Consider the following 24,766-nt stretch of genomic DNA (forward strand, 5'->3'; position numbering starts at 1 on the left):
GATAACAGAAAACCCACCTTCCGCCCTATGGAGGTCAGGCCCGCATTTTCCATACCGGTATTGCGGCAAGCGCGACAAATCCAGCCACCAGCCACCAGGCCGAATGAAAGGCATTGATCGTCGGCGTGCCGGCGCTGTGCTCTCCAAACTCGATCGTCAATGCCACCAGGTTGACACCAAAAGCACCACCGAGCTGACGCATGAAATTCAGGGTGCTCGAACCCGCACCCAGCTCGTGGGATTCAAGCGGGTTCAGCGCGCCCGTGGACAACGCCGGAAGCATGAAGCCGATACCGATCCGGCCAAGCACCGTCCACAGTGCCAGCCAGCCAAACGCCAGATCGAGGTCGGAGACGGCGAACAGAACGGCCGAGAGGGCAAACACTCCGATGCCAAAAACAACCAGAGACCGTGCACTCTGGCTATCTGCCAGCCTGCCCGCAAGCGGAAATGTCATTCCCAGGACAATGCCGGCGGGCAGCATCAGCACCCCGGCCTCAGTCGCAGTAAACCCAAGGGCCGTCTGCACGAACAGGGGAATAAGATAGGTCGACCCAAACAGCGCAAGCCCCAGTGCCATAGCCCCGATACAGGCGAACAGAAAAGCCGGTTTGCGCAACAGGCCAATGTTCACCAGCGGGTGCAGCGTGCGCCGTTCACGCACGATAAACAGCAGCAAGAAGCCCAGTGTCAGCAGACCTTCCGCAACAAGCCAGTTCGTCTGGCCCGCTGTCTGCTGGAGTCGGTTTAATGTATCCAGCGACAACCCGATGGTCAGACCCAGCAATATTAAACCAGGCAAATCAAAACGGTAAGGTGATGGCCTGGAGACCGGCAAGGGAAGAAATCGCCAGGCCATCAGCACCCCCACAAGCGTTACCGGAGCCGGTGCAAACATCACGTAGCGCCAGTCCAGCTGGTCAACAAGGAACCCGCCCAGAACCGGCCCGAGTGCCGGCGCCAGGATCACTCCCATGCCATAGATGCCCATAGCCTGGCCACGACGATCACGGGGGAAAATCCGGAAGACAAGATACATTCCCATGGGTTGCATCAGACCCGCCATGGCCCCCTGGCCAATCCTCGCAGCAATAAGCTGACCGGGCGTCTCAGCAAAGCCGCCAGCAAGGGAAATCAGGGTAAACAGGAACATCGCCAGGGAAAGGGTCTTGCGAACCCCGAAGTGATCCAGTAGCCAGGAGGAAGCGAGCATGGTGGTGGTCATCGCGGCAATGAAGCCCGTCGCCAGCCAATGGACCTGGCCCTGACGAATTCCGAACTCCACCATGATGTCATGCAGCGCCACGTTGACGACCGTAGCACTGAGAACCGTGGCCATGGTACCTATCATCACAGTAGCCACAGCCAGCCAACGCCAGCGATCCCCGTACCGGGCCTTCAGGCCCTCAACCGAGTTATCAGCCAAGGACTATTTCTGCTTTTCGGCGTTTTCCAGGATTTTGTGGAAAACTTTCACAGTGCATTCGATGTCCTTCTCGCTGATACCCTCAAGCATTTCCTCACGCAGCGTTTCTGCTCGCTCCGAAAGGTCATCCATGAAGGCCCTTCCGGCACTTGTCAGGTGCAGGCGACGGGCTCGGCGATCGTTCGGACAAGGCCGCCGCTCGATAAGGCCCTGCTGCTCCAGACTGTCCAGCAATCGAACCAGGGTGGGATTTTCGATCGCCATGAGGCTGGCCAGTTCACGCTGGGTAAGGCCTTCACCGCCTTTTTCCAGATACACCATCGTGCTCCAGCGTGCCTGGGTGACGCCCAGATCCTTCAAGCGCTCGTCTAGCATTTTTCTCCAGCGCCGGGTAACCCGGGCTACGGCAAAAGGAAACTGGTCTCTCATTGTACGTCACTCCATAAACAGGTATGGCTTGGGTCAGGGCCTGGCACAGCTCCAAACTCAGCAGATAACTCACATTATCGGAAAGTCACCAATAGTATGCTAACCATTGAGATAAAAACAGATATGAAAGTAAAAACAAAATCGGTGAAAACCGAAAGCTCCAGCAGCCGTTTACGCGGTATCATTGACCCGTACGAATGAGCCAGGAAGGCGATCATTCAGAGCGCCACAGAGTGTCTTCTGGCAAGTATCGTCTAAAATAAATGAAGACATCGTCTTTTCCGCTGCGTAACAGACGAGGAACGTGGAAGAGAAACAATCTGACACGCCCCGCAATCTGCCAACTGCATCACAGTTTCCGCAAAGACTGCCATGGAGCGGTTTGACAAGGTTTTACATTAATGTGCCGTAACAGACCCTGTGCGATCGAGCAGGTAACATGTTTAAGAGCTATTCATTGGACCGTGAGCGCCTGGATATGAAAAAAACGGACTGGCCCATCCGCTGGGATCTGCTGCTTCGCTATCGACTGATTGAAACTATTGCCCTGTGGGAAGGTCGTCTGACCACCAACCATATCTGCCATAGCTTTGGCATCGGTCGTCAGCAAGCGTCCAAGGACATCAATACCTATCTGCGTGAGTTGGCGCCCGGAAACCTGGTGTATGACCGTCACCTGAAAGGTTATGTACCGGCGGCGAAATTTCGCCCGGTGGTAACCCACGGCGTGGTCAACGAGTATCTGGATCTACTTGCCCGCCAGCAAAACCTGAGTGATACCTTCGAAGCTCTGAGTATCGACCTGCCGGGTAGCACGGTAGTGCAGGGTCCGAGCCGTGTGATTGAACCAGAAACCATGAGAAACGTGGTGACGGCAACACGGCAAGGCAGACAGTTGCGCGCCAGCTACGCCTCCCTGAGCCGGCCGGAAGCAGTGGAGAGCATTCTTGAACCCCACACTCTGGTTTGCTCCGGTGACAGCTGGCATTTGAGAGCCTGGTGCGACTCCAACCGTGAATTCCGGGACTTTGCCCTGAGCCGTTTCCGAGCCTCGCCCGAAGCCCTGAGACAGCGCGCCAAGCATAGCCAGGAGCAGGACGAGCACTGGAACAGAGAGGTTACCCTGATGGTCACCCCGGACCAGCGATTGACAGAGCCCCAGCAACAAATCATTGCCCGGGACTATGGCATGGAACATGGCCACCTGAAGGTGTCCACCCGCGCCGCACTCGCCCCCTATGTGCTGTCACGCCTTGGAATTACCTTTGACAACCAGCACCCGGATCCCCTGGTACAACAGCTTGAGCTGGCAAACCCGGAGCAACTAGGGTTTGGCAGTAAACGCGAACAGGCACTGAAGGCCGTTGCCGGTCTCAGTTAAACCACCAGCGTGAACCCTGAAATCTCGCGCTGTTCTTTGCTCTGCAGCCTGATTCTGTTGCTCCTGCCCATTGCTGCAGCGGCAGAATCAGCCTGCGGTGACTCAGCAACCCCCATTTCCGTTATCCAGGGCAAAGGCCCCACCTCAGCACTGGCCGGGAAGACGGTAACGGTTGAAGGCATTCTGACCCACGATGTCCGGTCGGCAGGAGGGTTCCGCGGATTTTATCTGCAGCAGGCGGATCATCAGACCGACAATGATCCTGCAACTTCCGAGGCGCTTTTCGTTTTTACCGACCGAGGTACCGGCAAGCCCGGGACACGTCTGCGGGTAACCGGCAGGGTGAAGGAGCACCATGGCCTGACGGAACTGGTCGCGCTCAAGAGTCTCCAGACCTGCGGACGGGAAACTCTGCCAGCCCCGATCACCCTGACACTGCCCTGGTCCGTCAACCCGGAGCATCTGGAAAACATGCGGGTGACTTTCCAGGATCCCCTGACGGTAGTGGACAACTACAATCTGGCGCGCTTCGGAGAGTTGGCTCTGGCGGCCGCTGATCAGGTCCAACCGACCGAGTACCGACAACCGGGCCGCCAGGCTCACCAGGAGTCGGTCCGGAACCGGCAGAACCGGGTTCTGCTGGATGATAACCGATCCCTGCGCAATCCCAGCCCTGTGCCCTGGCCTCCGGAGGGATTGTCATCAACAACCGTGCGGGCCGGCGACCAGGTTGACGGGCTTATTGGCGTACTCGACTACCGGTTTGGCGCCTGGCGGATCCAGCCGACACTGGAACCACGCTTCCTCGCAACCAATCCGAGAGTGGTGGCGACAACATCCCGATCGAGTGATTCAATTCGGGTTCTGGCACTGAATCTCGGTAATTATTTCAACGGAGACGGCCGGGGCGGTGATTTCCCTACGTCCAGAGGTGCCGAAACAGCGGCCGGGTTTCAGCGCCAGCAGCAACGGCTGATACAAACCCTCCTGGCCCCGAATCCGGACATTCTGGCGGTCACTGAACTGGAGAACGACGGCTACGCATCCAACAGCGCCATAGCGACACTGGCCGCCGCCCTGGGCGCTCCCTGGCGGTTTGTCAGCACGCCGGGCAAGGATGGTAACGACGCCATCCGGACAGGACTGCTCTATCGCAGCGACCGGGTGAACGCGATCGGCCAGCCGGAACGACTGGCCCACGGTTCCTTCCGGTCTGCAGGCCGTCCACCGTTGGCACAGGACTTCCAGCGCACCGGCGGTGAGGATAGCGTCAGGGTCGTGGTTCCACACCTGAAATCCAAATCCTGCCGGGGAGCCCGGGGCGATGATCGGGATCAGGCTGACGGGCAGGGCTGTTTCGCCAGCCGCAGGGCCGCCGAAGCCAAAACACTGGCCAACTGGTCCGGCACCAGATCCGGGGACCCACGCTCAGCGGGCACCCTGATTATCGGCGACCTCAACAGTTATGCCCGCGAACAATCACTTGCCGTACTGGCAGGAGCTGGCTTCATGAGCATGGTGCACCATTTTCATCCGTGCACTGAAAACGCCTGCCCTCACTACACCTACCGGTACCGGGGAGAGAAAGGTACGCTCGATTACGCGCTCGCTTCAGAAGAACTGAAACCCCGGGTAATCAGCGCCCGGAGCTGGCTGGTAAATGCCGATGAACCCAGGGCTCTTGGCTACCGGAGCAATCAGGGCCTGTCCCGGAGCGGGCCCTGGCGCTCTACCGACCACAACCCGGTTATTATCGACTTGAAGCTCTGATCGTCCGGAACCGGACACTGGCGCCCGGGCAATCAGTCAATACCGATGATCTTGTGCATCTGCAGGGTAAGGCGCCACTGAGGATGGGCCAGACAGTATTCGGTCGCCCTTCGGGTATTACTTTGTTTGATGTCGTCCACATCCGTCTCCCTGACCGCCGGCGATGCCATGGGAGACAGGAAATAATGGCTGGCGCGAATGCCCAGGAATCGTTCAGGCATAGCCAACGGCTGTGGAAATACCAGTTTCAGCTCATCGCAGGCGTCGATCACAACCGGGGCATCGGCCTTCGGACTGACGCACAGCCAGTCAATGCCCTCGGGCGCCGGCAACGTGCCGTTAGTCTCCACCCCCACTTCGAAGCCCCGTCCGTGCAGTGCTTCGATCAGGGCAGAATCCAGTTGCAACAGAGGCTCGCCACCGGTACAGACCACGTAGGGCTTACCCGGGGCGTCCGGCCAGAGATCGCCAATGTGACTGGCCAGAGCTTCAGGTGACTCGAACCGGCCACCATTCTGGCCATCGGTACCGATAAAATCCGTATCACAGAAATTACAGACAGCACTGGCACGGTCTTTCTCCCGCCCGGTCCACAGATTGCACTTGCTGAACCGGCAGAATACCGCAGCGCGACCAGCCTGCGCCCCTTCTCCCTGTAGCGTATAAAACGCTTCCTTGACCCGATACATCAGCGCTCAACCTCATACTGAAGCGGATCCGATATGTCGTTTGCAGCAAACGCTTCGAGACGCTCAACACAGGAGCCACAACGGCCACAGGCCAGGGTCCGGCCGTTGTAGCAGGTCCAGGTTTGTGAATAGTCCAGCCCCAGACGAAGGCCTTCGGCAAGAATCTGCCCCTTGTCCATGGTCATGAAGGGCGCCTCTATGCCAACGGCTTCGTAGTTGGCCACACGGCACACCGCGTCCATTTTTTCCACGAACTCGGGGCGGCAGTCCGGATAGATCGCATGATCACCCCCGTGCGCGCCGTACCAGACCTTATCTGCACCCACGGTAACGGCGTAACCGGTAGCGAGCGACAACAGGATCATGTTGCGGTTCGGTACAACAGTCGCCTTCATACTGTCTTCTTCATAATGCCCCTCAGGAACATCGATATCGGACGTCAGCGATGACCCTGCCATCACCTCGCTCATGGCCCGGATATCGATTATCTTGTGGGGTATATCCAGAGCACCACACACCGAGCGCGCGTACTCCAGCTCCCGGACATGGCGCTGACCGTAATTGAACGACAGGGCATGAACCTTATATCCCCGATCCCTCGCCAGGTGCAGCAGAGTGTAGGAGTCCATGCCTCCGGAATAAATTACAACGACGGTGTCTGTCATTCGGGCTCCCCGTATGGTGCGATTGGCTATGAGCTGGTTTACTGTCGGCCCCGGGACAGATTGCTGTCATCGGGCTTTTACAATGAATGGACATATTGTAACAGTGCAGGCACAGGTTGGGTTCGCGTCTCGGGTTCCGGGCGAGTAAACTCGGCAAAAAACAACTCATCATTTACATTGACGCCATGACTACTATCCAACCGGCATTCATCGATTTCGAGGCATCCAGCCTTGATCTCATCGCAAGCTACCCGATTGAGGTAGGAGTCTGCATGCCGGACGGCACCCTTCATAGCTGGCTGATCCGCCCTCACGTCCTGTGGCAGGATTGGTCGGAAAGCGCCGAACAGATCCACGGGATTTCCCGCCAGACCCTTGAAGCAGAGGGTGTTGCGGTCAGCGACGTGGCGAGGGAATTGAATGAGTTGCTACCAGAACAGGTATTTTGTGATGCCTGGACCTTCGACAGCTTCTGGCTGCACCGCTTGTTCAAGGCGGCCCGCATCAGCCCGGATTTTCAGCTGGAATCCATTTCGGCACTGCTGGAGACCCGGCAGGTACGCCAGTGGTCAGCTCTTCGCCAACAGGTGATTGCAGATCTGGGACTGCCCGTGCACCGGGCGGCAAATGACGCTCTGATCCTGCATAAAACCTGGGAACGAATCGGCCTGCAGGATAACGCGCCTGTCGCGTTGTCGGATCAGAGCCGTCAGCTCTGATCCGATTTCAGGCACTCAGTGTCTGAACTGGCGGGTACGCAATGCGATCACTTCGAGACCATCCCGAAGGGTATTCAATGTCCAGTAAGTGGCCAGTGCCATCAATGCGGCACCGGTCATCGTGAACGCCAGATTTTCGCCCACAACCTGATCCTGCGCGGCCAGAAGATACAGGCCAAGAGCAACCATGAGGGCAAGCTCAACCAATGCATGAGTACGGAATTTCTTACTGACAGATCCGGCTTCGTCGGACATTTTCTTAGGTTTCAACCTCAGTCTGTTTGTGGCTATGGGTAAACATTCAGTGTCTAAATTATCGCCAGAACAGTTCCGAAAATCTGTACGAAGTAGTGGCTACGAAGATTCCACTACCCAAAAAAAAACGCAGCCCAGAAGGCTGCGTAGAAAGGAGAGATCCATAAACTGCCTGGCGCGGCAGGCAGTCAGGATTGCACAACGTAAAACACGTGACGATGAAAAGTATGCCAAGCACCCGTAGTGCCGTCTGTAGGGGTTTGCCGAAGAGGCCAACCTATTGCAAACGGCCCGTTAGCCGATACACTGGTAGACGAACCGAAACACAAGAGCCGGTATGACCAGAATGATTCCACAGTTCATTGCATATACAGCAGCAGGTTGCCATGCAGGGCAGTCTGTTCGCGTAATGGTGAAAGACATCTAACGGCTTTCGGTCAGTCCCGGGAGCCTATGTCGCGACCGGGTCAGCTTCTCCGCAGAACCCCGGTCGCCGCAGGCACCGGGGTTTTGTTTTTGCAGCAGCAAAACGACAAGGAGAACATCATGAAAAGACGTCCGACAGCACGTGCAGCAAACCAGCCCATCCACAATCGTCAGGGTCCGATCAAGCGTCCGGAGAAGCTGCCCCTACTGGATGCAATCTGTAAAAAACTGAATCAGCGCGTCAATCTGGACGACGAACAGCGAGTGCTGGGCGTGTACGAGCGAGGGTGGATCTTCAAAGGCGTCCTGGGCAACCTCAATGACGCGGAGGCAAAATACGTCAGAGGCCTGGCGACCCGCTACAACTCCTGGATTGCACGGCAGGTTGCCTGATTGTTCTTTTGCGGTTCTGAGCCGTTCAGTGACGCCGGTTCAGAACCTGCATCATTGCCATGTCTCCACCATGCACCATGGCATAGTTGTTTACCACATCGTGAATTTTTTCCTGGGAATAGGGTTTGACCACGTAACCGTTGGCGCCGGCACTGATCGCCCGCTGAATGCTCTCAATGGAATCGTCCGCCGTCACCAGCACAATATGTTGCTCCGCGCGCCTGTCTTTGAATTCCAGCATCAGTTCATGGCCATCGCCATCTGGCAGACCCAGATCCAACAGGATAATGTGGAACTCCTCCGCCCGGAAAGCCGCCTTGGCGGAAGCCGCATCAAAGCATTCGACCACCTTGCTGGCGCCGGCCTTGCGGAGCATATCCACCAATCGCTCTCGCATCACCGGTTCATCTTCCACTACCAGCACATTCAGATCCGTCATGGAGTACTCCTGTCAAGCTGTTGGGTCGCTGCCTGTTCGCCGTGGCAGGTCCAGAGGCACCGGGCGAGGCTGGCCCATGTCATTGTGATCCGTCCCTGACGCCAGGTTCTGACAGGCCTGTTCCGAGCCTTCCAGACCAAAACGCGTGAGTATGTTGCTGATGCTGACCGCCGTTGTGTAAAGGGAAATGGCAATAATCAGGAGAATCGGCTGTACAAAAGTGACGAAATCAGGGACATCCGCACTCCCCAGTATACTCAATATCAGAATGATTGCCGGGCCCAGCACGACGAACAAGGTCAGTGCGATGAAGAACACAATCCGCTCCTTATAACGCCCCAGCTCCCGATTCGTTACCAGGCCGAGTACAAATTTGCCCATCGCAAGTCCCGCAAGAATAGCGGCTGCGATACTCAAATCCGGTCGCAGCAAAGTTTCATAAAGCCGGCCTTCCCACAGTCGTTGCATACCTATAACCAGAAAGGGAAACAGTACAAACAGGATATCCGCGTAGGTTCCGTACATCATGCTCAGGGAATGGTGTTCTCGGCGTTCCGGCAACTCACTCATCGGTCTCTTCCTGTTGGTTGTTCTGGGGATACATCAGTCCGGGGTTTCCGCAGCGGCCAGGGCACGGTCTATCATGTCACCGAGCGCCTTGAGTTCGCCGCGAACCCTGACCCAGTCCGGTTCGGTGACTTTCAGAAGCGCCTCCAGCAGGCCCGCCTGTCGAGTCATCAGCGGGTACCCCATGGCGCCTGCTGTGCCCTTGATCTGATGGGCTTCGATTCTTATTGTTTCTTGATCGCCTTTTGCCAGCGCAGCTTCCATTTGGGCCCTGCGACCTTCCAGGCCATCAAGAAACTGTGCGATCAGATGGGTAATTTCGACATCTTCCGACGAATCCCTCGCGGCAACCGGACCACCACCAAGCAGTCGATCCAGCAGCGACCTCAGGTGGCTCTGGTCAATCGGTTTGTTCAACACCCCGTCACAACCTGAATCCAGCAAGGCATCGATTTCTTCCTGATTGCCCGCAGTAAAGGCGATCACCGGTCGTCGGAATCCGGCCTGGCGCAACAGCCTGGTAGCGACAACCCCATCCATACCCGGCATATGCCGATCCATCAACACCAGGTGGACAGTGTCTGACAGCGCCGTGCGGACCGCCTCTTCGCCACTGGTCACCGAGATCACCTCCACGCCCTCACGCCCCAGCATGCGTTCTACCAGTTGGCGATTCTCGGCATTATCCTCAGCAACCAGCACCTTACCTTGATAGCGCTGCGAGAGGTTGAGGACAGCATCAGACCTGACCGAAAGATAGCGGGCCAGAATTTCATAGAATCTCTGTTTATCAATCGGCTTGGCAAGATGCTCATTGCAACCCGCCAGCCGATAGTCGGCAATATCTTCGGACATCACATTTGCAGTCAGGGCAATCACTGGCGTATTCACCCCAGCTTCCCGCAGTGCCGCCGCCGCATCACGGCCGTTCATGACCGGCATCTGGATATCCATCAGGATCAGATCAAACGGCTCGCGAATTGCCAACTCCAGTGCTTCGGCGCCATTGCTCACGTGAACCAGTTCCGCCCCGGTTCGGGACACCAGCAGAGAGACGAGGCGACGGTTCACTTCATTATCCTCCGCACACAGTATGCGGCCGGACAGTGGCGGTGCCACCACCATGGGTATGGCCCTGCGACGCTGGCTGAAGTCAGACGCATCGCGCAGGAAATACACCTCATCCAGTGACCCGGTACGAATCGACAGCTCAAACTCGCTACCCTCGCCATAGGTACTGTGGACCCGGATACTGCCGCCAAGCATTTCAGCCAGGCGCCGCGAAATGCTGAGCCCCAAACCGGTACCTCCGTACTGCCTGGAAATGGCCGCACTGCCCTGGGCGAAAGGATCAAACAACCGGCCCAGCTGCTCCGGTTTCATGCCAATTCCGGTATCCCCGACCCGAGCCACCAGCAATTCTTGCTCACGATCGCACCGTACCATCAGGGAAATGGAGCCCTTTTCTGTAAACTTCAGGGCATTGCCGCACAGGTTGATAATGATCTGTCTAAGGCGGGTCGGATCGGTATGGATCTGCTCGGGCAACGGATAGTCGCAGGTAATGCTGAAATCCAGCCCTTTTTCCCTGGCCCGGGGCGCAAAGAAGGCACGGATCTCGTCCAGAAGTTCCGGCAAGTTCACCGAGACAACATCAACATCCAGCTTGTTGGCGTCAATCTTCGAGTGGTCGAGGATATCGTTGACGAGATCCAGCAGGTGCCGCCCGCTGCGCACCACGGTTTCTGCACTGCTTCGTTTTTCAGGCTCGCTGAGATCCGGATCCAGCAGAGTTTCACCATAGCCAATAATTGCCGCCAGCGGGGTGCGGATCTCGTGGCTCATATTGGCCAGAAACTGACTTTTCGCCTCTGCCGAGTTACGCGCCAGCTCCTTTTCAAGTCGCTCCTGTTCCCGTTCCCGCTCGATTTTCTGCCGGTTGTGACTTTCGGTAGCGTCGATGCAGGTTCCTTCCAGATGCGTTGGTTCGCCCTCGGGGTCGTAGACCGTATGCAGTGAAATGGTGGCCCAGCGCTCGGCGCCATCCCGGGTCAGATATCGCGCCTCAATGCCCTTCGCCGTCCCCAGGGACTCCAGCTGTTCAATAACCCGCTGTCGGAGGCGATCATCGGCGATACAGGTTTCAAGTACGTCCGGGTTCCGCATAAGCAGCTCGCGGCTGCTGTTATAGCCCAGCAACCGCGCCATGGCCGGATTGGCAGTGACAAATCGCCGATCCGAGGACATCTGAAAGACCCCCTCAATGGCGTTATCAAACAATGACTGATAGCGCTGGAGATTCGACAGCGCCCGCTGGCTCCAGCCCAACGCCTCCCCCTGTACCCGCTTTATTCTGTCGGCCAGGGCGAACGAGAACAGAATAATCTGCGCAGTCAGGCCAAACTGCGGCGAATAGGTGGTGAAGGTATTCAGTGGCAGTATGCCCATCACGGTCAGAGCGTAGATGCCGAAGCCCACCAGCGCCAGGGTCCAGGCAAAAAAGTAGGATCGGGCCGCCGGATTGTAATATCGCCAGGACAGATAACTGACAACGATCAGGGTCAGGCTCAACAGGATGGAGCCAACCACAATCCATTCCATGGCTACGTGGTAAGGAAGGAACAGTGAAAGAACAAAGGTGGCAACGACCGAGTACAGACAAAGGCGGATGACCTGATCAAGATCCGCCGATCGCTCCCGTGTCTCCAACAGTGACCTTGCCATCAACAGGCCCCAGAACCAGGTCAGGATAATCTGGAAATGCAGGAACTGCTTGTCAAAAAGAGCGGGGCGACTGTCAAGCAACTGGATGCCATGAACCTGCTCGGTAAAAATAAAAAAGGTCGCAAACACCAGATAGAGCACGTAATAAATATTACTCCGCTCACGCACCGACACCGCAACGAACAGGTTGTAGGCAAGAATCGCGAGGACGGCGCCAAGCAGGATGCCTCGCACCAATTCATCGACCGACACTTTTTCAATATAGGTGTCCGGGTGCCACAGGCTGATCGGCAAGCGGAAGGTGTTGGTGTTTACCACCCGAAGATAGACATGACTGAGCGTATCCGGAGCCAGGGATATGCGGAAAGTCGGGTTGGGGACTGCCAGGTCCCGTTCAACCCAGTTGTCCTCATAACCGGCCTGTCTCTGCTCAATCAGAGTACCATCGCGAACCATGAACAGGGCGACTTGATCTACCAATGGCAAAGCCAGCTCCAGAATCCACCGGTTCTGGTCCGGACTCCCGGCGAAACGCATATCCAGGCGAACCCAGTATGCGGATTCGGTATAGCCGAAGTTCAACACGCCACCTTCGTGACGGTTGAAAGCACCCGGCTCCAGCGAACGAACCTCGTCCAGAGTCAGAGCCCGGCCCGGATCCTCGAGATACCAGATACAGCCCGCCAGATCACGAATACTCTCGACATCGGAATCCAGGACAATCTCGCCATCGCGGCAAGCTCCGGCGGCACTGGCTGCGACCGGCATCACGGCCGTGGCCAGGAATAACAGGGCCACTATCAAAGACGTCAACGCTGGGAGCGCCAATTCAACCCGTTGCCGCAAAATGTGATCTCCGCGAGGGTAGATACCTGTTTTTTGTTTTACTGTCAGTAGCCGCGCCGGGGCTACACTGTCCTGGTGACTCACTTTAGTCGTTTACATCACTTTTCGCATCCCGGGGCCACCTGAAATGAGACATTCCTGCATTTTCGCTGCCGTTTCCATGACAACTCTTGTCCTGAGTGGTTGCGGACTTGAAGACACCGGCCCCTCGGCATTCAACCCGGCCACCGACGTGGACCTGGTATTCTCGACCTTTGACCTGGAAGATTCCGAGGTAACCCCGGACACACTGAGCAACACCCGATTCTGGGATTTTTACCGGGGCATCCAGCCAGCAATGAACAATTCCGATGACCTCGAAACCACTGGTGAACTACGCAGCCACATCGCGCTTTTTATCAGCGCCGCAGCAACCGATTCCGGCAGCAGCTATGAACGTGTACGTAACCCTCTGGACCTGATGAATCAGGTCCTGGCATCCGGAGAAGTCACCAACTTCCAGGAGGGAAAACGATACATCATCCAACGCATTGCCGACGGTGTCGCAGGCACCTACAACACCCGGGGCAACGGCGCTCAGATAAATTTCACAGACCAGTCGGCAGTGCTGGCCAACCTGTCACTGAACGACCAGCTCTGGGTCTACCCCACACTGGACTGGCGTTACCTGCCAGATGGCCCGGAGGGTTCCGATCTCGAAAACAAGGTGTATCGAACAATTCAGTACGTCAGTCGCAGCGTTCAGGAGGAAGATCAGGCAGCTCAGCCGGAGCTGGTCAGCGTGTTGGCAGGCAGTCGGTTTGATGCCAACAGCTTCGTCTCACTGGGTTACAGTCCCACCGAGTTCGCAACCGCCGACTACCTCAGCCGCAATCACGGCAGTATCGAGCTGCGCCAGGATTTCATTGACGCGAAAACCGACACGCTGTTTATAAAAAACGGCGACACTGAAGTCATCAAACTTGATCGCTATGCGGGTTACACCCTGGCTGACAACACGCCAGACTGCCTGAGGATCGAGCTGGATTACAACATGGATATCGTCCGGGTTTTTGCATCGGACGGTGAGCCGGCACGCATTGACGACCCTGACTCAAGCGACGATCAGGACACCATTGCCAATCCGGCTAACTGCAGCAATCAGGATAATACGGACGCCGTTACCAGCTGGGCAGCTGTAGCTGTTTCAAACCGCTAATCAATACCACCGTCCCTGAGACACCAGCTATCCAGAAAGCCTTTCTTGCGGTCAACCATTCTTTCATAAGTGGAGATCATGATGGCGGAGTGGGGGGCCTTTATCAGTCGCAGACTTTCAATTCGGCGCTCAAGACGTTCAACTTCTGAGCGCACCTGCTGGTGCACATGATTGCGAACACTGTCGTAATGATCCAGCTTCACGTCACGTGGGGCAGGCTGATGGCTGGGGAGTGTGGGTTTGTCCATTCGGCTTCTCGTCCATTGAGTCGTGATAGATCCTTTTCCCGTCACATCAGTCTGCACATTTGTCCGACAAAGCGCAATTGGGAATCATGACACATCATTTTAATTACAACCTGGCCGGGCCCGTGCCATTCAGATGGCGTAAGCCCTGCTATAGTTCCTTGTAGATTCAACTTTCTCCATCCACAGGAGCTCCGATGACCCAGACATCCGTAGCGGATACCCTCCGCGAATACCTGTCGCTGCTGGAACTGCTGGATGATGCCTACTGGGAAGCCAGCAGCATTCACCACAAAGATATGCTGTACGACATCATCAGCATCTTCAGCCAGGAAGTCGCCGAGATAAACAAGCTCAGCATTCAGGATCACCACTACCCCTACGAAGTGATTACCGAGGGCATTCGGCGGGTCGTCCCGAAACTGGAACGCCTGGATGAAAACCGGGAAGACGTCATCCAGAGAACCCAGACACTGACCGATTTCCGCGACATACTGTCGTCCGTTCTGGGCATTCTGGAGGACCAGCTCAGAACTCTTTGAGAACGTTTTTTCAGGCCGCTATCAAGGGTCGCTGATGCTCCGGAATCAAGGGAAAGCAGCGACCGACGGTGTACACAAACTTTGCCAGTGCCGGCAGATGATGCCCCACAATCGGAAATCCGGTGTTCAGAAGGCTTACGGAAATATCCCGGGCCGCGTCTGCCCAGCAGAGCTTGTTGATCAACCCGACGTGACCAAAGGCAAACCGGCTGTGCTGGCCCCAGAGACCGAACGGATTGCCTCCGAGCATCATACCGGCACTGAAACGCATGGGCACCATCACAGTCCGGTCAATCTGGAGTGAGCCAAACTGTTGAATGGCACGGCGGATGGTGATTTCACTGCAGATACGACGGCCATTCCAGACACCACCATTCAGCATCATCTGGAAGAACCGGCTCATTTCCTCGGCAGTTCCGCACAGGTTGCCAGCTGGGATAACCGCTTCCTGAAAACGTGGATCGTTGGTGACTCTCTCCACGGTCCGGATATCGCCTCCCAGCGCACGATTGACCACCCAGGACACCGGAAAACGCGGCGTAGGACCGGTGGCGTAATTACTGGCCAACTCGTTCAGGTGCTCCGGTGCAATGCCATAGGTAAACCATGTCATGCCCATCGGCCTGCGCAGGTGCCTGTCGATATAATTCTCGATGGTGTCCCCGGTCACGCTCTCCAGAACCCGCTGTAACACAAATCCACCGGTGATGGCGTGGTAGGCCACCTTGGCACCATCAACTTCCACCGGTCGTGCGGCGCAGAGCAGACGCCAGATCTCGTCCCGGTCCCAGAGTACATCAATGGGCGTTTCCCGGGGGATTGCGGGTATACCACCACGGTGGGAGAGGATCTGATGCACGGTGATCGTGCGCTTTCCGTTACAACCAAACTCCGGACAGTAGTAGGACACCGGATCCATCAGGTTGACCAGTCCCTGCTCAGCCAACATGTGCATCAGAAGGGCTGTCACCGCTTTGGAGGCCGAAAAATAGCAGATCGGCGTGTCTGTGGTCATAGGAACCCTGACCGCATCCGGGGGGTCATGAGGCCCATTGCCACTGGCGTGGCCGATGGCCCTGTGCAGCACTTGTTCACCCCGATGACGCACGGAAATCTGGATACCCGGGTGTACCCCGGTCCGGTACAGACTCTGGACACTGCGCCATAGCGTGTCGATCCTCTCCTGGCTGACACCGGCGGCGTCCGGGTTTTCACCGGCCACATCCCGGAAGGTAACCGTATCAAGATCCCTCGGGATCTGGCAGGTATGGAGCGCACGGCGGGCAAGTCGGTTCATCGAGGCAACCCTGTTTCATGACGATTATTGTTTTTCTCTGCACACAGCAACCAGGCCAATGCGCATTGTCTGAATGACAAGCGAACGTTCGTCACCGCTTCCTCCACACTGTATCGGGCCTTGTTATTCATTATGGACCGGGTCATGCAGATGCGCCAAGGCCACACAGTTGCGCCCCCGATCCTTGGCCAGATACATGGCGTTGTCGGCCGCGGCACAGAGCGTGGACACAGTCTGTCCGTGATCCGGATAGACCGCTACACCCACGCTGATGGTCAGGGGCACCGTTTGGTCATTTCCCAACGGCTGCCGCTTTTCCGCAACTTTTTGGCGCAGCCGTTCGGCCGTATCCTGGGCTTCTGCAAGCCCCATTTCGGGAAGAACAATAACGAACTCCTCACCGCCAAACCGACCAATGGAGTCAACGCTTCGCACGCTACCCAGGAGCAGGCGACTCACGGACCGGAGAACCGAATCGCCTGCCGCATGACCAAAGGTGTCGTTGACGTCCTTGAAATGGTCAAAATCGATCCAGAGTACTGCCATGGACCGTTGATAGCGCCTGGTCCGCTCCAGCTCTTCTTCCAGGACCTTGGACATTTCCCGCCGGTTGTACAGCCCGGTCAGCGGATCCCGGGTGGCCATTTCTTCAAGCTCGCTTTCCAGTGCCTTCCGGTTGGATATGTCCAGAATGATCCCTTCGAGAAAAACCACGCCGTCTTCCTCAACGCCACGACCACGCTCCCAAACCCAGATCCGGCTGCCATCCCGTCGGGTGAGACCGTACTCCAGAGAAAACGATTGATCGCTGGCCACGGCCTGTCGTACCTCCCTGTGCATTCGCTCACTGTCCTCGCTATCCGTCAGGTTGGCATAACTGGTAACCCGGTTGTTGATCAGGTCCTCCGGCTCATAGCCGGTCAGGCGGACACAACCCCGGGAAACAAACAGCATTGTCCAGTGCGAATCGAAGCAACAGCGGTAAGCCATGCCGGGAAGGTTATCCATCAGGACCTGCAGCTGTCGCTCCCGCTTACGCAAGGCCTGGCGCTGGCTGTGCTGCAGGGTCAGCAGAGCCCTGTCATTGGTAAGCTGACGCAAAAGCACGGCAAACAACACAAGAGCCGTGGTAAAGACAAACAGGAATCCCTTCCAGGTCTGCACTACAGAAAAGGTATGGGGATCGGGAAACCAGCCCTCGGCAGCACTGTCGGAAAAAACAATCCAGATTAATCCGATGATCAGATAGAACAGGGCGGCCCAACCCGCTCTTCGCAGAGGCGTGCGATTATCCTTCAATAGGTTCGTTCCCCGAGATGTTGACCACGAAGACTCCATGAACATACAGCCCTCGAAGATTGGTGATTGATAGTGTAAGAAAAATAGTCATAACGAAGCGTCACGTCGAGTGCCAGAATGTCATGCCCGGTTAAATCCGCCCACCAGCTTACCGCTTCTCTGCAGCAGACAGTTGTTGCAGTAGCCCTTAGCTGCTTTAATTTCCGATCTCTGTTTATCTTCAGGAGCCTAGCATGACGCCTGGCATCAACGCTGCGCGCAAAGCCGCTGTGTCCCATACTATCCATGAATATGACCACGACCCGGCCAGCGAGAGCTATGGTACCGAGGCCGCTGAGAAAACGGGCGTCGATCCGGCACGGGTGTTCAAAACCCTGGTTGTGGCCATCGACAATCGGGAGCTGGTTGTTGGCATTGTACCGGTAAGCGGTATGCTCAACATGAAACTGATTGCCCGGGCAGCCCGGGGCAAAAAAGCCGCTATGGCTGACAAACAGGCGGTTGAACGCAGTACCGGCTATGTTCTTGGGGGAGTCAGCCCACTGGGTCAAAAGAAGCAGCTGAAAACCTTTATCGATGACTCCGCCCTGAACTTCGACACTGTTTTTGTCAGCGCGGGCCGGCGCGGCCTGGAGATCGAGCTTGCCCCCCGGGATCTGGCTGAACTGGTAAACGGCGGATTTTTTCCTCTCCATCAGGAGTAAGCCTTGAACCACGCCACCGACCTTCTTCTGATTGGCGGGATAATGCTCCTCGCTCTGGGCGCTCACACGCTGGGCCAGAGGGTTCATGTTCCCCGGGTAACGCTGCTCTTGCTCGTAGGGGCACTGGCGGGCCCCTCGCTTCTGGATGTCATTCCAATACGAGTGAGTGACAACTTCCCGCTGGTTACCGAGTTGACCCTGGCCATGGTGGGATTTCTGCTGGGCGAGCGAATGTCGGTGCGGGATCTGAAGGACGGTCGGGAAGCCATCCTGGTAAGCCTCGCCGTCACCCTGGTTACCGCACTGATCATTTTCTTTGTTATCTGGCTGGTCACCAGAAACCTGACCGCATCTCTCTTGCTGGCGGCCATCGCCACGGCCACAGATCCTGCCGCCACACTGGACGTCATCCGGGAATCAGGGGCCCGGGGGCCCCTGACCCGGGTGGTGGCTCAGGTTGTCGCCATAGACGATGCCTGGGGGGCTATCCTGTTCAGTATTCTGCTGGTCTTCGCCGAACTGGTTTCAGGTAATGGATCGGCGATACTCCCGTCGATCGGATACGGTGTCTATGAAGTGGTGGGCGCCCTGGTTCTGGGTATCATCCTTGGCCTGCCCATGGCCTGGATGACCGGCCGGCTCAAACCGGGGGAGCCGATGCTGCTGGAATCCGCCGGCTTCGTGTTTCTTGCAGCGGGTATTGCGGGTGCTCTGGAGCTTTCCTATCTGCTCACCTGCATGGCACTGGGCGTTACCGTCGCAAACCGTGCCCACCATCATGTTCGCCCCTTTCGCTCTATCGAAGGAATTATCGAGCCCTTCCTGGCCACCTTCTTTTTCCTTGCAGGGTTCAGTCTGGAGTGGGAATTACTGCCTACGCTGGGCCTGCTTGGTGGCGCCTACGTCGCAGCACGGATAGCCGGGCGGGTACTCGGTGGCGCAGTGGGTGCCCAGCTGGCCCATTCCGATCATACCGTCAGGCTGCGCAACGGAGCCTGCCTGCTGCCACAGGCCGGTGTGGCCATGGGTCTGGCATTGGTGGCGACGAACCGGCTGCCCGAGGTCGCCTTCATTCTGCCCCTGGTCATCGCCTCTACCGTGTTCTTCGAGCTCATTGGCCCGCCGATCACCATCTATAATCTCAAACGTGCCGGGGAAACCGGCAAGGGTTATGAGGAACCAGCCGACGACGACTGAGATTCCACAAAAAAACCGGAGAACCCCTCAGGGCTGTCCGGTTTTTGATAGCCTCCGGTTATTACCTCCGGAGGCTCTGACGCTGACTTACTTTACAGATGCGCGGGCATCTTCAAGAATCTTGTTCAGCGTGGCACTCGGTTGCATAACCTCGCAGACTTTTTCCATCGGCGGGTGGTAGTAACCACCGATATCTGCCGGATGACCCTGAACCGCAGTCATCTCTTCCAGGATTTTGTCCTTGTTCGCTTCGAGCTGTGCAGACAACTTGGTGAAGAACTCCTTCAGTTCTTTGTCACCATCCTGGCTGGCCAGTTCCTCCGCCCAGTAACGGGCCAGGTGGAAATGGGAACCACGGTTGTCCAGCTCGCCAGTAACACGGGACGGAGACTGGTTGTTTTCAAGCAGACGCTCGGTAGCCTTGTCCAGAGTTTGTCCCAGCAGACGCGCGCGCTCATTGTTCTGCTTTTCACCCAGCTCATCCAGGGAGACAGCTGTCGCGAGGAATTCACCCAGGGAATCCCAACGCAGGTGGTTTTCCTGAATCAGCTGCTGGACATGCTTCGGTGCGGAACCGCCAGCACCCGTCTCATACAGACCACCACCATTCAGCAGCGGCACAACGGACAGCATCTTGGCACTGGTGCCCAGTTCCAGGATCGGGAACAGGTCCGTCAGGTAGTCACGCAGTACGTTACCGGTCACGGAGATGGTATCGAGACCACGAATCAGGCGTTCCATGGTCCAGCGGATAGCCCGTACCGGCGACATGATGTGAATTTCGAGACCCTCGGTATCGTGATCCTTCAGGTAGGTATTCACCTTCTCGATCAACTGAGCGTCATGGGCACGCTCGTCGTCCAGCCAGAACACAGCCGGCATGCCAGTGGCACGGGCGCGATTCACTGCCAGCTTGACCCAGTCCCTGATTGGCAGGTCCTTGGTCTGACAGGCACGCCAGATGTCGCCTTCCTCGACGTTATGCTCGGTCAGTACGGTACCTTCCGCAGTGACAACACGAACAACGCCGTCTTCCTTGATTTCGAAAGTCTTGTCGTGAGAGCCGTATTCTTCAGCTTTCTGCGCCATCAGACCAACGTTCGGAACGGTACCCATGGTGGTGGGATCGAAGGCACCGTGGGTCTTACAGAAGTTGATCACTTCCTGGTAGATAGTGGCGTAGGTGGACTCAGGCATAACAGCCTTGGTGTCCTTGAGCTTGTTGTCCCGGGCCCACATCTTGCCGGAGTTACGGATCATGGCCGGCATGGACGCATCAACAATAACGTCGCTCGGTACGTGCAGGTTGGTGATTCCCTTGACCGAGTCCACCATGGCAATTTCCGGACGGTGCTCGTAGCAGGCGTGCAGGTCTTCCTGGATCTGCTCCTGTTTGGATTCCGGCAGCTGCTTGATCTTCTCAACCACGCTGGAAAGACCATTGTTCGGGTTCACACCGAGCTCATCAAACAGCTCGCCGTACTTGTCGAACAGATCCTTGTAGAAAACCTTTACCGCATGCCCGAATACGATCGGGTGGGAGATTTTCATCATGGTGGCTTTTACGTGCAGGGAGAACATGACACCGGTCTTCTCGCAGTCCTTGATGGCATCCTCGAAGAACTTGACCAGCGCCTTCTTGCTCATGAACATGCCGTCCAGCACTTCACCTTCGAGCAGGGGCAGTTCCGATTTCAGAACCGTCTGTTCACCCTTCTTGTTTTCGAACACGATGTTCACGTTAGTGGCTTTGTCCAGAGTCACAGACTGCTCACTGGAGTAGAAATCGCCACCGTGCATGTGCGCTACGTGGGTACGTGAAGCCGGGCTCCACTCACCCATGGAATGGGGATATTTGCGGGCAAAGGCCTTAACAGCGGCCGGCGCTCGGCGATCAGAGTTGCCTTCCCGAAGTACCGGGTTAACAGCGCTGCCTAGCACTTTGGCATAGCGAGACTGGATTTCCTTCTCTTCGTCGTTCTCCGGGTGCTCCTTGTACTCGGGAACCTTGAAGCCCTGGTCATTCAGCTCTTTGATCGCTGCCCGCAGCTGGGGAATCGATGCTGAGATGTTCGGCAGCTTGATGATGTTGGCGTCCGGGTCTTTGGTGTAGTCGCCCAGTTCGGTCAGGGCGTCCGGAACCCGCTGATCTTCTTCGAGGAAATCCGGAAAAATCGCCAGAATACGAGCCGCGAGAGAGATGTCGCTGGTTTCAAAATCAATACCAGCCGGCTTGGCGTAGGTTTCCAGAATAGGAAGAAGAGACCGTGTTGCGAGGGCTGGAGCCTCATCGGTCAGTGTGTAGACAATCTTGGCTTTGGATGATGTCATTTTCGTCCTCAGGCTAATGGGTGGGTTCAGGACGGTCATGGCGGGGTCAGACGTCTTTTGAACGTCCGACCTGAGCAATGACTGATTTGGAACTTTTGATAGGCTTACTAAGATACCATTTTTTCATCATTTTTGGTTACGATCTTAGTATAAGAACGGACTAAAAATGCCTGATCTTCCGTTACAAGACGATGAAATGGTGGGAATTTACGAAACTTTCTAACATTGTCTGGAGCAGACAAAGCGCGGCTGGAGCCCTCCAAAACGCGCTTTTTCCGGTACATACGCGGACGACCGGGCTCTGCCATTGCTACTTCTGAAAAACAGATACCGGCCGTTTGCGGCCACTTATTGTCAACAAAACCTGTCGCAACCAGGTGCCTGGCCGGATGAACCAACGGTGCAGTCCGGCCAGGCGTCAGTCCCTCACTCCGGCAACAACCCGACCGCAGCCAACCGCTCGCGGATATGGTCCAGCGCTTCGGGATTTCCGAGGGCATCCCGGTTGTCCGCCTTTTTCGAACCATTGATCAACCGCGCCACGGCGAGTTCCACTTTCTTGCCACTGCGGGTGTACGGGATGTCGTTCACCTGCACGATGTGCCGGGGCACATGGCGTGGACTGGCGCCTTCACGGATGCGGCTCTTCAGCTGTTTCAGAAGGTCGTCATTGATGGCCTGGTCTCCGGCAGGGACAACCAGCAGAACCACTTCCACATCACCTTCAATCTGGCGACCTACCACCAGGCTGTCTTTCACCTCAGCCACAGTTTCCACCTGACGGTAGATTTCAGCAGTGCCGATGCGCACACCCCCGGGGTTGAGGGTCGCATCGGAGCGGCCATAGATAATGGCGCCGCCATGTTCGGTGAATTCAATGAAGTCACCGTGGGCCCAGACCTTCGGGAAGCTGTTGAAATAGGCATCGCGGTAGCGCTCGCCGTCCGGATCCTGCCAGAAGCTCACAGGCATGGACGGAAGAGGCTGTCGGCAGACCAGTTCCCCACGGCCGCCGCTGACCGGCTGACCGTCGTCGCCATAGGCAACCGCGTCAACACCGAGGAAGCGGCACTGAATTTCCCCACGGCGCACTGGCAACATCGGGGTAGAACCAACAAAGCAGCCACAAATATCGGTACCGCCGGCGATGGAGCCAAGCAGGGCATCGGGGGCACCCTCGCTGTACATCCAGTCATAGTCCTCCGGCAACAGCGGTGAACCGGTAGAAAACACCACCCGGAGGTTGCTCTGGTCCAGAGTTTTTGCAGGCTGAAGTTCCGCCTTCCGGCAGCCCGCAATAAACCGGGCACTGGTGCCGAAATGTGTGACCTTTTCCTCCGCCACGGTTTCCCACAGGAAGTTAAGGCCCGGGTATCCCGGTGATCCGTCGACGGTAATCACCGCAGCACCGGTCATCAGGGCTGAGGCCTGCCAGTTCCACATCATCCAGCCACAGGTGGTGAAGTACAGGAACCGGTCTTCCGGACCAACGTCACCATGCAACATCAGTTCCTTGGCGTGGTTAACCAGCAGACCAGCGTTGCCGTGGACAATACACTTGGGTTTGCCCGTGGTCCCGGAGGAATACAGGATATAAACCGGATGATCCGGTGGCAGCGGCGTGAAGGAGGGTGCATGGCCTGCACCGGCCGCTATGGCGTCTTCCCAGGTGGCAACACGCTCACCCGTGATCGGTGCTTCGTTTGGCAGTTGCTGGACACTGACGACTGTTTTGAGGGTCGGCAGGCCCGCAATCAGCTCGGCGAAATCCTGCTGGCGAGCAAAAACCTTACCGCCGTAACCGTACCCATTCACCACGATCAGAGCAGCGGGTTCAATCTGACCAAAACGGTCGAGAATCGCGCCCACGCCAAAATCCGGAGAGGCAGAGCTCCAGACCGCGCCCATACTGGTCGCCGCCAGCATGCCAACAAGCGCTTCGTAGCCATTGGTCACAACACCGGCAACGCGATCACCCTGCCCAATACCCTTACTGCGCAGAAAGGCTTCCAGGGCACCGGCATCCGCTTTGACCTGGGCATAGGTACGACGGAGTACGGGACGGGTTTCACAGTAGGCGACTACCGCTTCACGGTCGGCATGCTCGCCATCAGCAAGCCGAAGCAGATTGGCGGCAAAGTTCAGTTTCATACCCGGAAACCACTCGGCGCCAGGCATGTCGCGCTTGCCGAGCACCCGGTCGGCCGGGGTATCGCAAACCAGGCCGCAATAATCCCACACCTTCTGCCAGAAGGTTTCCAGTTCTGCCACCGACCACTGGTGCAAAGCATGGTAATCCGCAAAAGGCCCGAAACCCTGCTGTTCGAGCCAGGCCTTGAACTGCCCCATACGGGAATTGGTCAGCGTGGCATCCGAGGGAGACCAGACTACCGGTGATTGTTCTGTGTTACTCATCCGTCTCTCCTGTTACTTACTGCATGTGCCAGCCGTGGCTGACCACGATGGATTGGCCGGTCAGTGCCGCTGAAGGGAATGCCGCCAGGTGCACCGCCAGTTCGGACACATCCTCCAGCGTCGTGAATTCCCCGTCCACCGTATTTTTCAGCATCACCTTGCTGATCACTTCTTCCTCTGAAATCCCCAACTCCTTTGCCTGCTCGGGAATCTGTTTGTCCACCAGCGGCGTGCGCACAAAGCCGGGGCAGATGATGTTGCTGCGCACCCCGTGTTCCGCGCCTTCTTTGGCAACCGCTCGACAAAGGCCGAGCATGCCATGCTTGGCCGCCACGTAAGGAGATTTCAGTGGTGACGCTTCCAGGGAGTGCACGGAACCCATGTACAGCATGGTGCCGCCACCATGCTCATACATCTGACGGAGTGCCGCCCGGGTAACAAGGAAAGCGCCATCCAGATGCACACTCATCACTTTGCTCCAGTCAGAGAACGCCAGCTTATGTACCGGGTCAATGTGCTGGATACCGGCATTGGCGAGGGCGATATCCAGACCGCCCCACTTCTCGACCACGGCCGCCACGCCATCATCAACGGCCTTTTCATCGGTGACATCCATGGCCAGAGCCATGGCGGTGCCGCCGGCCTTTTCGATGGCATCAACGGCTTCCTGTGCACCGTCAAGTGTCAGGTCTGCAACCGCAACCCTGGCGCCCTCCCGACCGTAGTGTTCGGCGATGGCCCGGCCAATGCCGCGGCCGGCGCCGGTAATAAGTGCTATCCGGTTTTCCAGACGCATTGGTATTTTCTCC

22 protein-coding genes are annotated in these 24,766 nt (G+C 56.9%); 8 read left to right on the forward strand and 14 right to left on the reverse strand.

What is annotated here, in order from left to right; genetic code table 11:
* Positions 1-34 precede the first annotated feature (34 nt).
* Both KO499_RS03375 and KO499_RS03380 read right to left on the reverse strand, forming a co-directional pair.
* Positions 35-1,426 carry an MDR family MFS transporter gene (locus tag KO499_RS03375; RefSeq protein WP_215982308.1) on the reverse strand — a complete coding sequence of 464 codons (1,392 nt, stop codon included), beginning with the start codon at positions 1,424-1,426 and terminating at the stop codon, positions 35-37.
* Between the two features lie 3 nt (positions 1,427-1,429).
* Positions 1,430-1,855, reverse strand: a complete 426-nt coding sequence (locus KO499_RS03380) for a MarR family transcriptional regulator (RefSeq protein ID WP_215982309.1) — start codon at positions 1,853-1,855, stop codon at positions 1,430-1,432.
* Positions 1,856-2,333: 478 nt separating this feature from the next.
* On the opposite strand from KO499_RS03380, the gene KO499_RS03385 reads away from it, so the two are divergent.
* Entirely contained in the window at positions 2,334-3,236 is a 903-nt protein-coding gene (locus KO499_RS03385) for a helix-turn-helix transcriptional regulator (protein ID WP_215983366.1), read from the forward strand.
* A 9-nt stretch (positions 3,237-3,245) separates the two neighbouring features.
* Positions 3,246-5,006, forward strand: a complete 1,761-nt coding sequence (locus KO499_RS03390) for an ExeM/NucH family extracellular endonuclease (RefSeq protein ID WP_323133313.1) — start codon at positions 3,246-3,248, stop codon at positions 5,004-5,006.
* A gap of 32 nt (positions 5,007-5,038) precedes the next feature.
* Here the strand turns inward: KO499_RS03390 and queE are convergent, their stop codons facing one another.
* Positions 5,039-5,695, reverse strand: coding sequence for a 7-carboxy-7-deazaguanine synthase (queE, locus tag KO499_RS03395; RefSeq protein ID WP_215982310.1), 657 nt, complete (start codon positions 5,693-5,695; stop codon positions 5,039-5,041).
* Positions 5,695-6,360, reverse strand: coding sequence for a 7-cyano-7-deazaguanine synthase QueC (queC, locus tag KO499_RS03400; protein ID WP_215982311.1), 666 nt, complete (start codon positions 6,358-6,360; stop codon positions 5,695-5,697). Before queC ends, queE begins: the two co-directional genes overlap by 1 nt.
* Positions 6,361-6,545: 185 nt before the next feature.
* Between queC and KO499_RS03405 the strand changes: the two genes are divergently transcribed.
* Positions 6,546-7,079, forward strand: a complete 534-nt coding sequence (locus KO499_RS03405) for a hypothetical protein (RefSeq protein WP_215982312.1) — start codon at positions 6,546-6,548, stop codon at positions 7,077-7,079.
* 15 nt (positions 7,080-7,094) lie between these two features.
* Here the strand turns inward: KO499_RS03405 and KO499_RS03410 are convergent, their stop codons facing one another.
* Entirely contained in the window at positions 7,095-7,334 is a 240-nt protein-coding gene (locus tag KO499_RS03410) for a hypothetical protein (protein ID WP_215982313.1), read from the reverse strand.
* A 546-nt stretch (positions 7,335-7,880) separates the two neighbouring features.
* Between KO499_RS03410 and KO499_RS03415 the strand changes: the two genes are divergently transcribed.
* Complete coding sequence (locus KO499_RS03415) at positions 7,881-8,153, forward strand: hypothetical protein (protein WP_215982314.1); 273 nt, start codon at positions 7,881-7,883, stop codon at positions 8,151-8,153.
* Positions 8,154-8,178: 25 nt separating this feature from the next.
* On the opposite strand, the gene KO499_RS03420 is transcribed toward KO499_RS03415, so the two are convergent.
* Genes KO499_RS03420 through KO499_RS03430 form a run of 3 tightly spaced genes read right to left on the reverse strand, consistent with a single transcriptional unit; the run spans position 8,179 to position 12,729 of the window.
* Positions 8,179-8,592, reverse strand: a complete 414-nt coding sequence (locus tag KO499_RS03420) for a response regulator (RefSeq protein WP_215982315.1) — start codon at positions 8,590-8,592, stop codon at positions 8,179-8,181.
* A gap of 12 nt (positions 8,593-8,604) precedes the next feature.
* Positions 8,605-9,162 (reverse strand): hypothetical protein, encoded by a 558-nt coding sequence (locus KO499_RS03425; protein ID WP_215982316.1) that lies wholly within the window; start codon positions 9,160-9,162, stop codon positions 8,605-8,607.
* 33 nt (positions 9,163-9,195) lie between these two features.
* Positions 9,196-12,729, reverse strand: a complete 3,534-nt coding sequence (locus KO499_RS03430; protein WP_416240380.1) for a response regulator — start codon at positions 12,727-12,729, stop codon at positions 9,196-9,198.
* Positions 12,730-12,856: 127 nt separating this feature from the next.
* Here KO499_RS03430 and KO499_RS03435 point away from each other — a divergent pair, with 127 nt between their 5' ends.
* Positions 12,857-13,927, forward strand: coding sequence for a hypothetical protein (locus KO499_RS03435; protein ID WP_215982317.1), 1,071 nt, complete (start codon positions 12,857-12,859; stop codon positions 13,925-13,927).
* Here KO499_RS03435 and KO499_RS03440 read toward each other — a convergent pair.
* The gene (locus KO499_RS03440; protein ID WP_215982318.1) at positions 13,924-14,175 is read right to left on the reverse strand and encodes a hypothetical protein; all 252 of its coding nucleotides are present in this window, start codon (positions 14,173-14,175) and stop codon (positions 13,924-13,926) included. The two genes, KO499_RS03435 and KO499_RS03440, sit on opposite strands and share 4 nt — an antisense overlap.
* A 194-nt stretch (positions 14,176-14,369) precedes the next feature.
* On the opposite strand from KO499_RS03440, the gene KO499_RS03445 reads away from it, so the two are divergent.
* Positions 14,370-14,714, forward strand: coding sequence for a hypothetical protein (locus tag KO499_RS03445; protein ID WP_215982319.1), 345 nt, complete (start codon positions 14,370-14,372; stop codon positions 14,712-14,714).
* Positions 14,715-14,724: 10 nt separating this feature from the next.
* Here KO499_RS03445 and KO499_RS03450 read toward each other — a convergent pair whose 3' ends face one another.
* Both KO499_RS03450 and KO499_RS03455 read right to left on the reverse strand, forming a co-directional pair.
* Complete coding sequence (locus tag KO499_RS03450; protein WP_215982320.1) at positions 14,725-16,011, reverse strand: serine hydrolase domain-containing protein; 1,287 nt, start codon at positions 16,009-16,011, stop codon at positions 14,725-14,727.
* 123 nt (positions 16,012-16,134) lie between these two features.
* Positions 16,135-17,310, reverse strand: a complete 1,176-nt coding sequence (locus tag KO499_RS03455) for a sensor domain-containing diguanylate cyclase (RefSeq protein ID WP_323133314.1) — start codon at positions 17,308-17,310, stop codon at positions 16,135-16,137.
* Between the two features lie 233 nt (positions 17,311-17,543).
* Here KO499_RS03455 and ybaK point away from each other — a divergent pair, with 233 nt between their 5' ends.
* Together ybaK and KO499_RS03465 are read left to right on the forward strand one after the other, a co-directional pair.
* Positions 17,544-18,014 (forward strand): Cys-tRNA(Pro) deacylase, encoded by a 471-nt coding sequence (gene ybaK, locus KO499_RS03460; RefSeq protein WP_215982322.1) that lies wholly within the window; start codon positions 17,544-17,546, stop codon positions 18,012-18,014.
* Positions 18,015-18,017: 3 nt separating this feature from the next.
* Entirely contained in the window at positions 18,018-19,211 is a 1,194-nt protein-coding gene (locus KO499_RS03465; protein WP_215982323.1) for a cation:proton antiporter, read from the forward strand.
* An 87-nt stretch (positions 19,212-19,298) separates the two neighbouring features.
* On the opposite strand, the gene KO499_RS03470 is transcribed toward KO499_RS03465, so the two are convergent.
* The 3 genes from KO499_RS03470 to KO499_RS03480 form a co-directional block, all read right to left on the reverse strand.
* On the reverse strand, positions 19,299-21,542 hold the full coding sequence (locus tag KO499_RS03470; protein WP_215982324.1) for an NADP-dependent isocitrate dehydrogenase: 2,244 nt from the start codon (positions 21,540-21,542) through the stop codon (positions 19,299-19,301).
* A gap of 426 nt (positions 21,543-21,968) precedes the next feature.
* A complete protein-coding gene (locus tag KO499_RS03475) occupies positions 21,969-23,957 on the reverse strand; it encodes an acetoacetate--CoA ligase (protein WP_215982325.1) in 1,989 nt (662 codons plus the stop codon).
* A 16-nt stretch (positions 23,958-23,973) separates the two neighbouring features.
* The gene (locus KO499_RS03480; RefSeq protein ID WP_215982326.1) at positions 23,974-24,753 is read right to left on the reverse strand and encodes a 3-hydroxybutyrate dehydrogenase; all 780 of its coding nucleotides are present in this window, start codon (positions 24,751-24,753) and stop codon (positions 23,974-23,976) included.
* Positions 24,754-24,766: the final 13 nt, after the last annotated feature.

It is taken from the genome of Marinobacter sp. F3R08, assembly GCF_018860425.1.
Lineage (GTDB): Bacteria > Pseudomonadota > Gammaproteobacteria > Pseudomonadales > Oleiphilaceae > Marinobacter.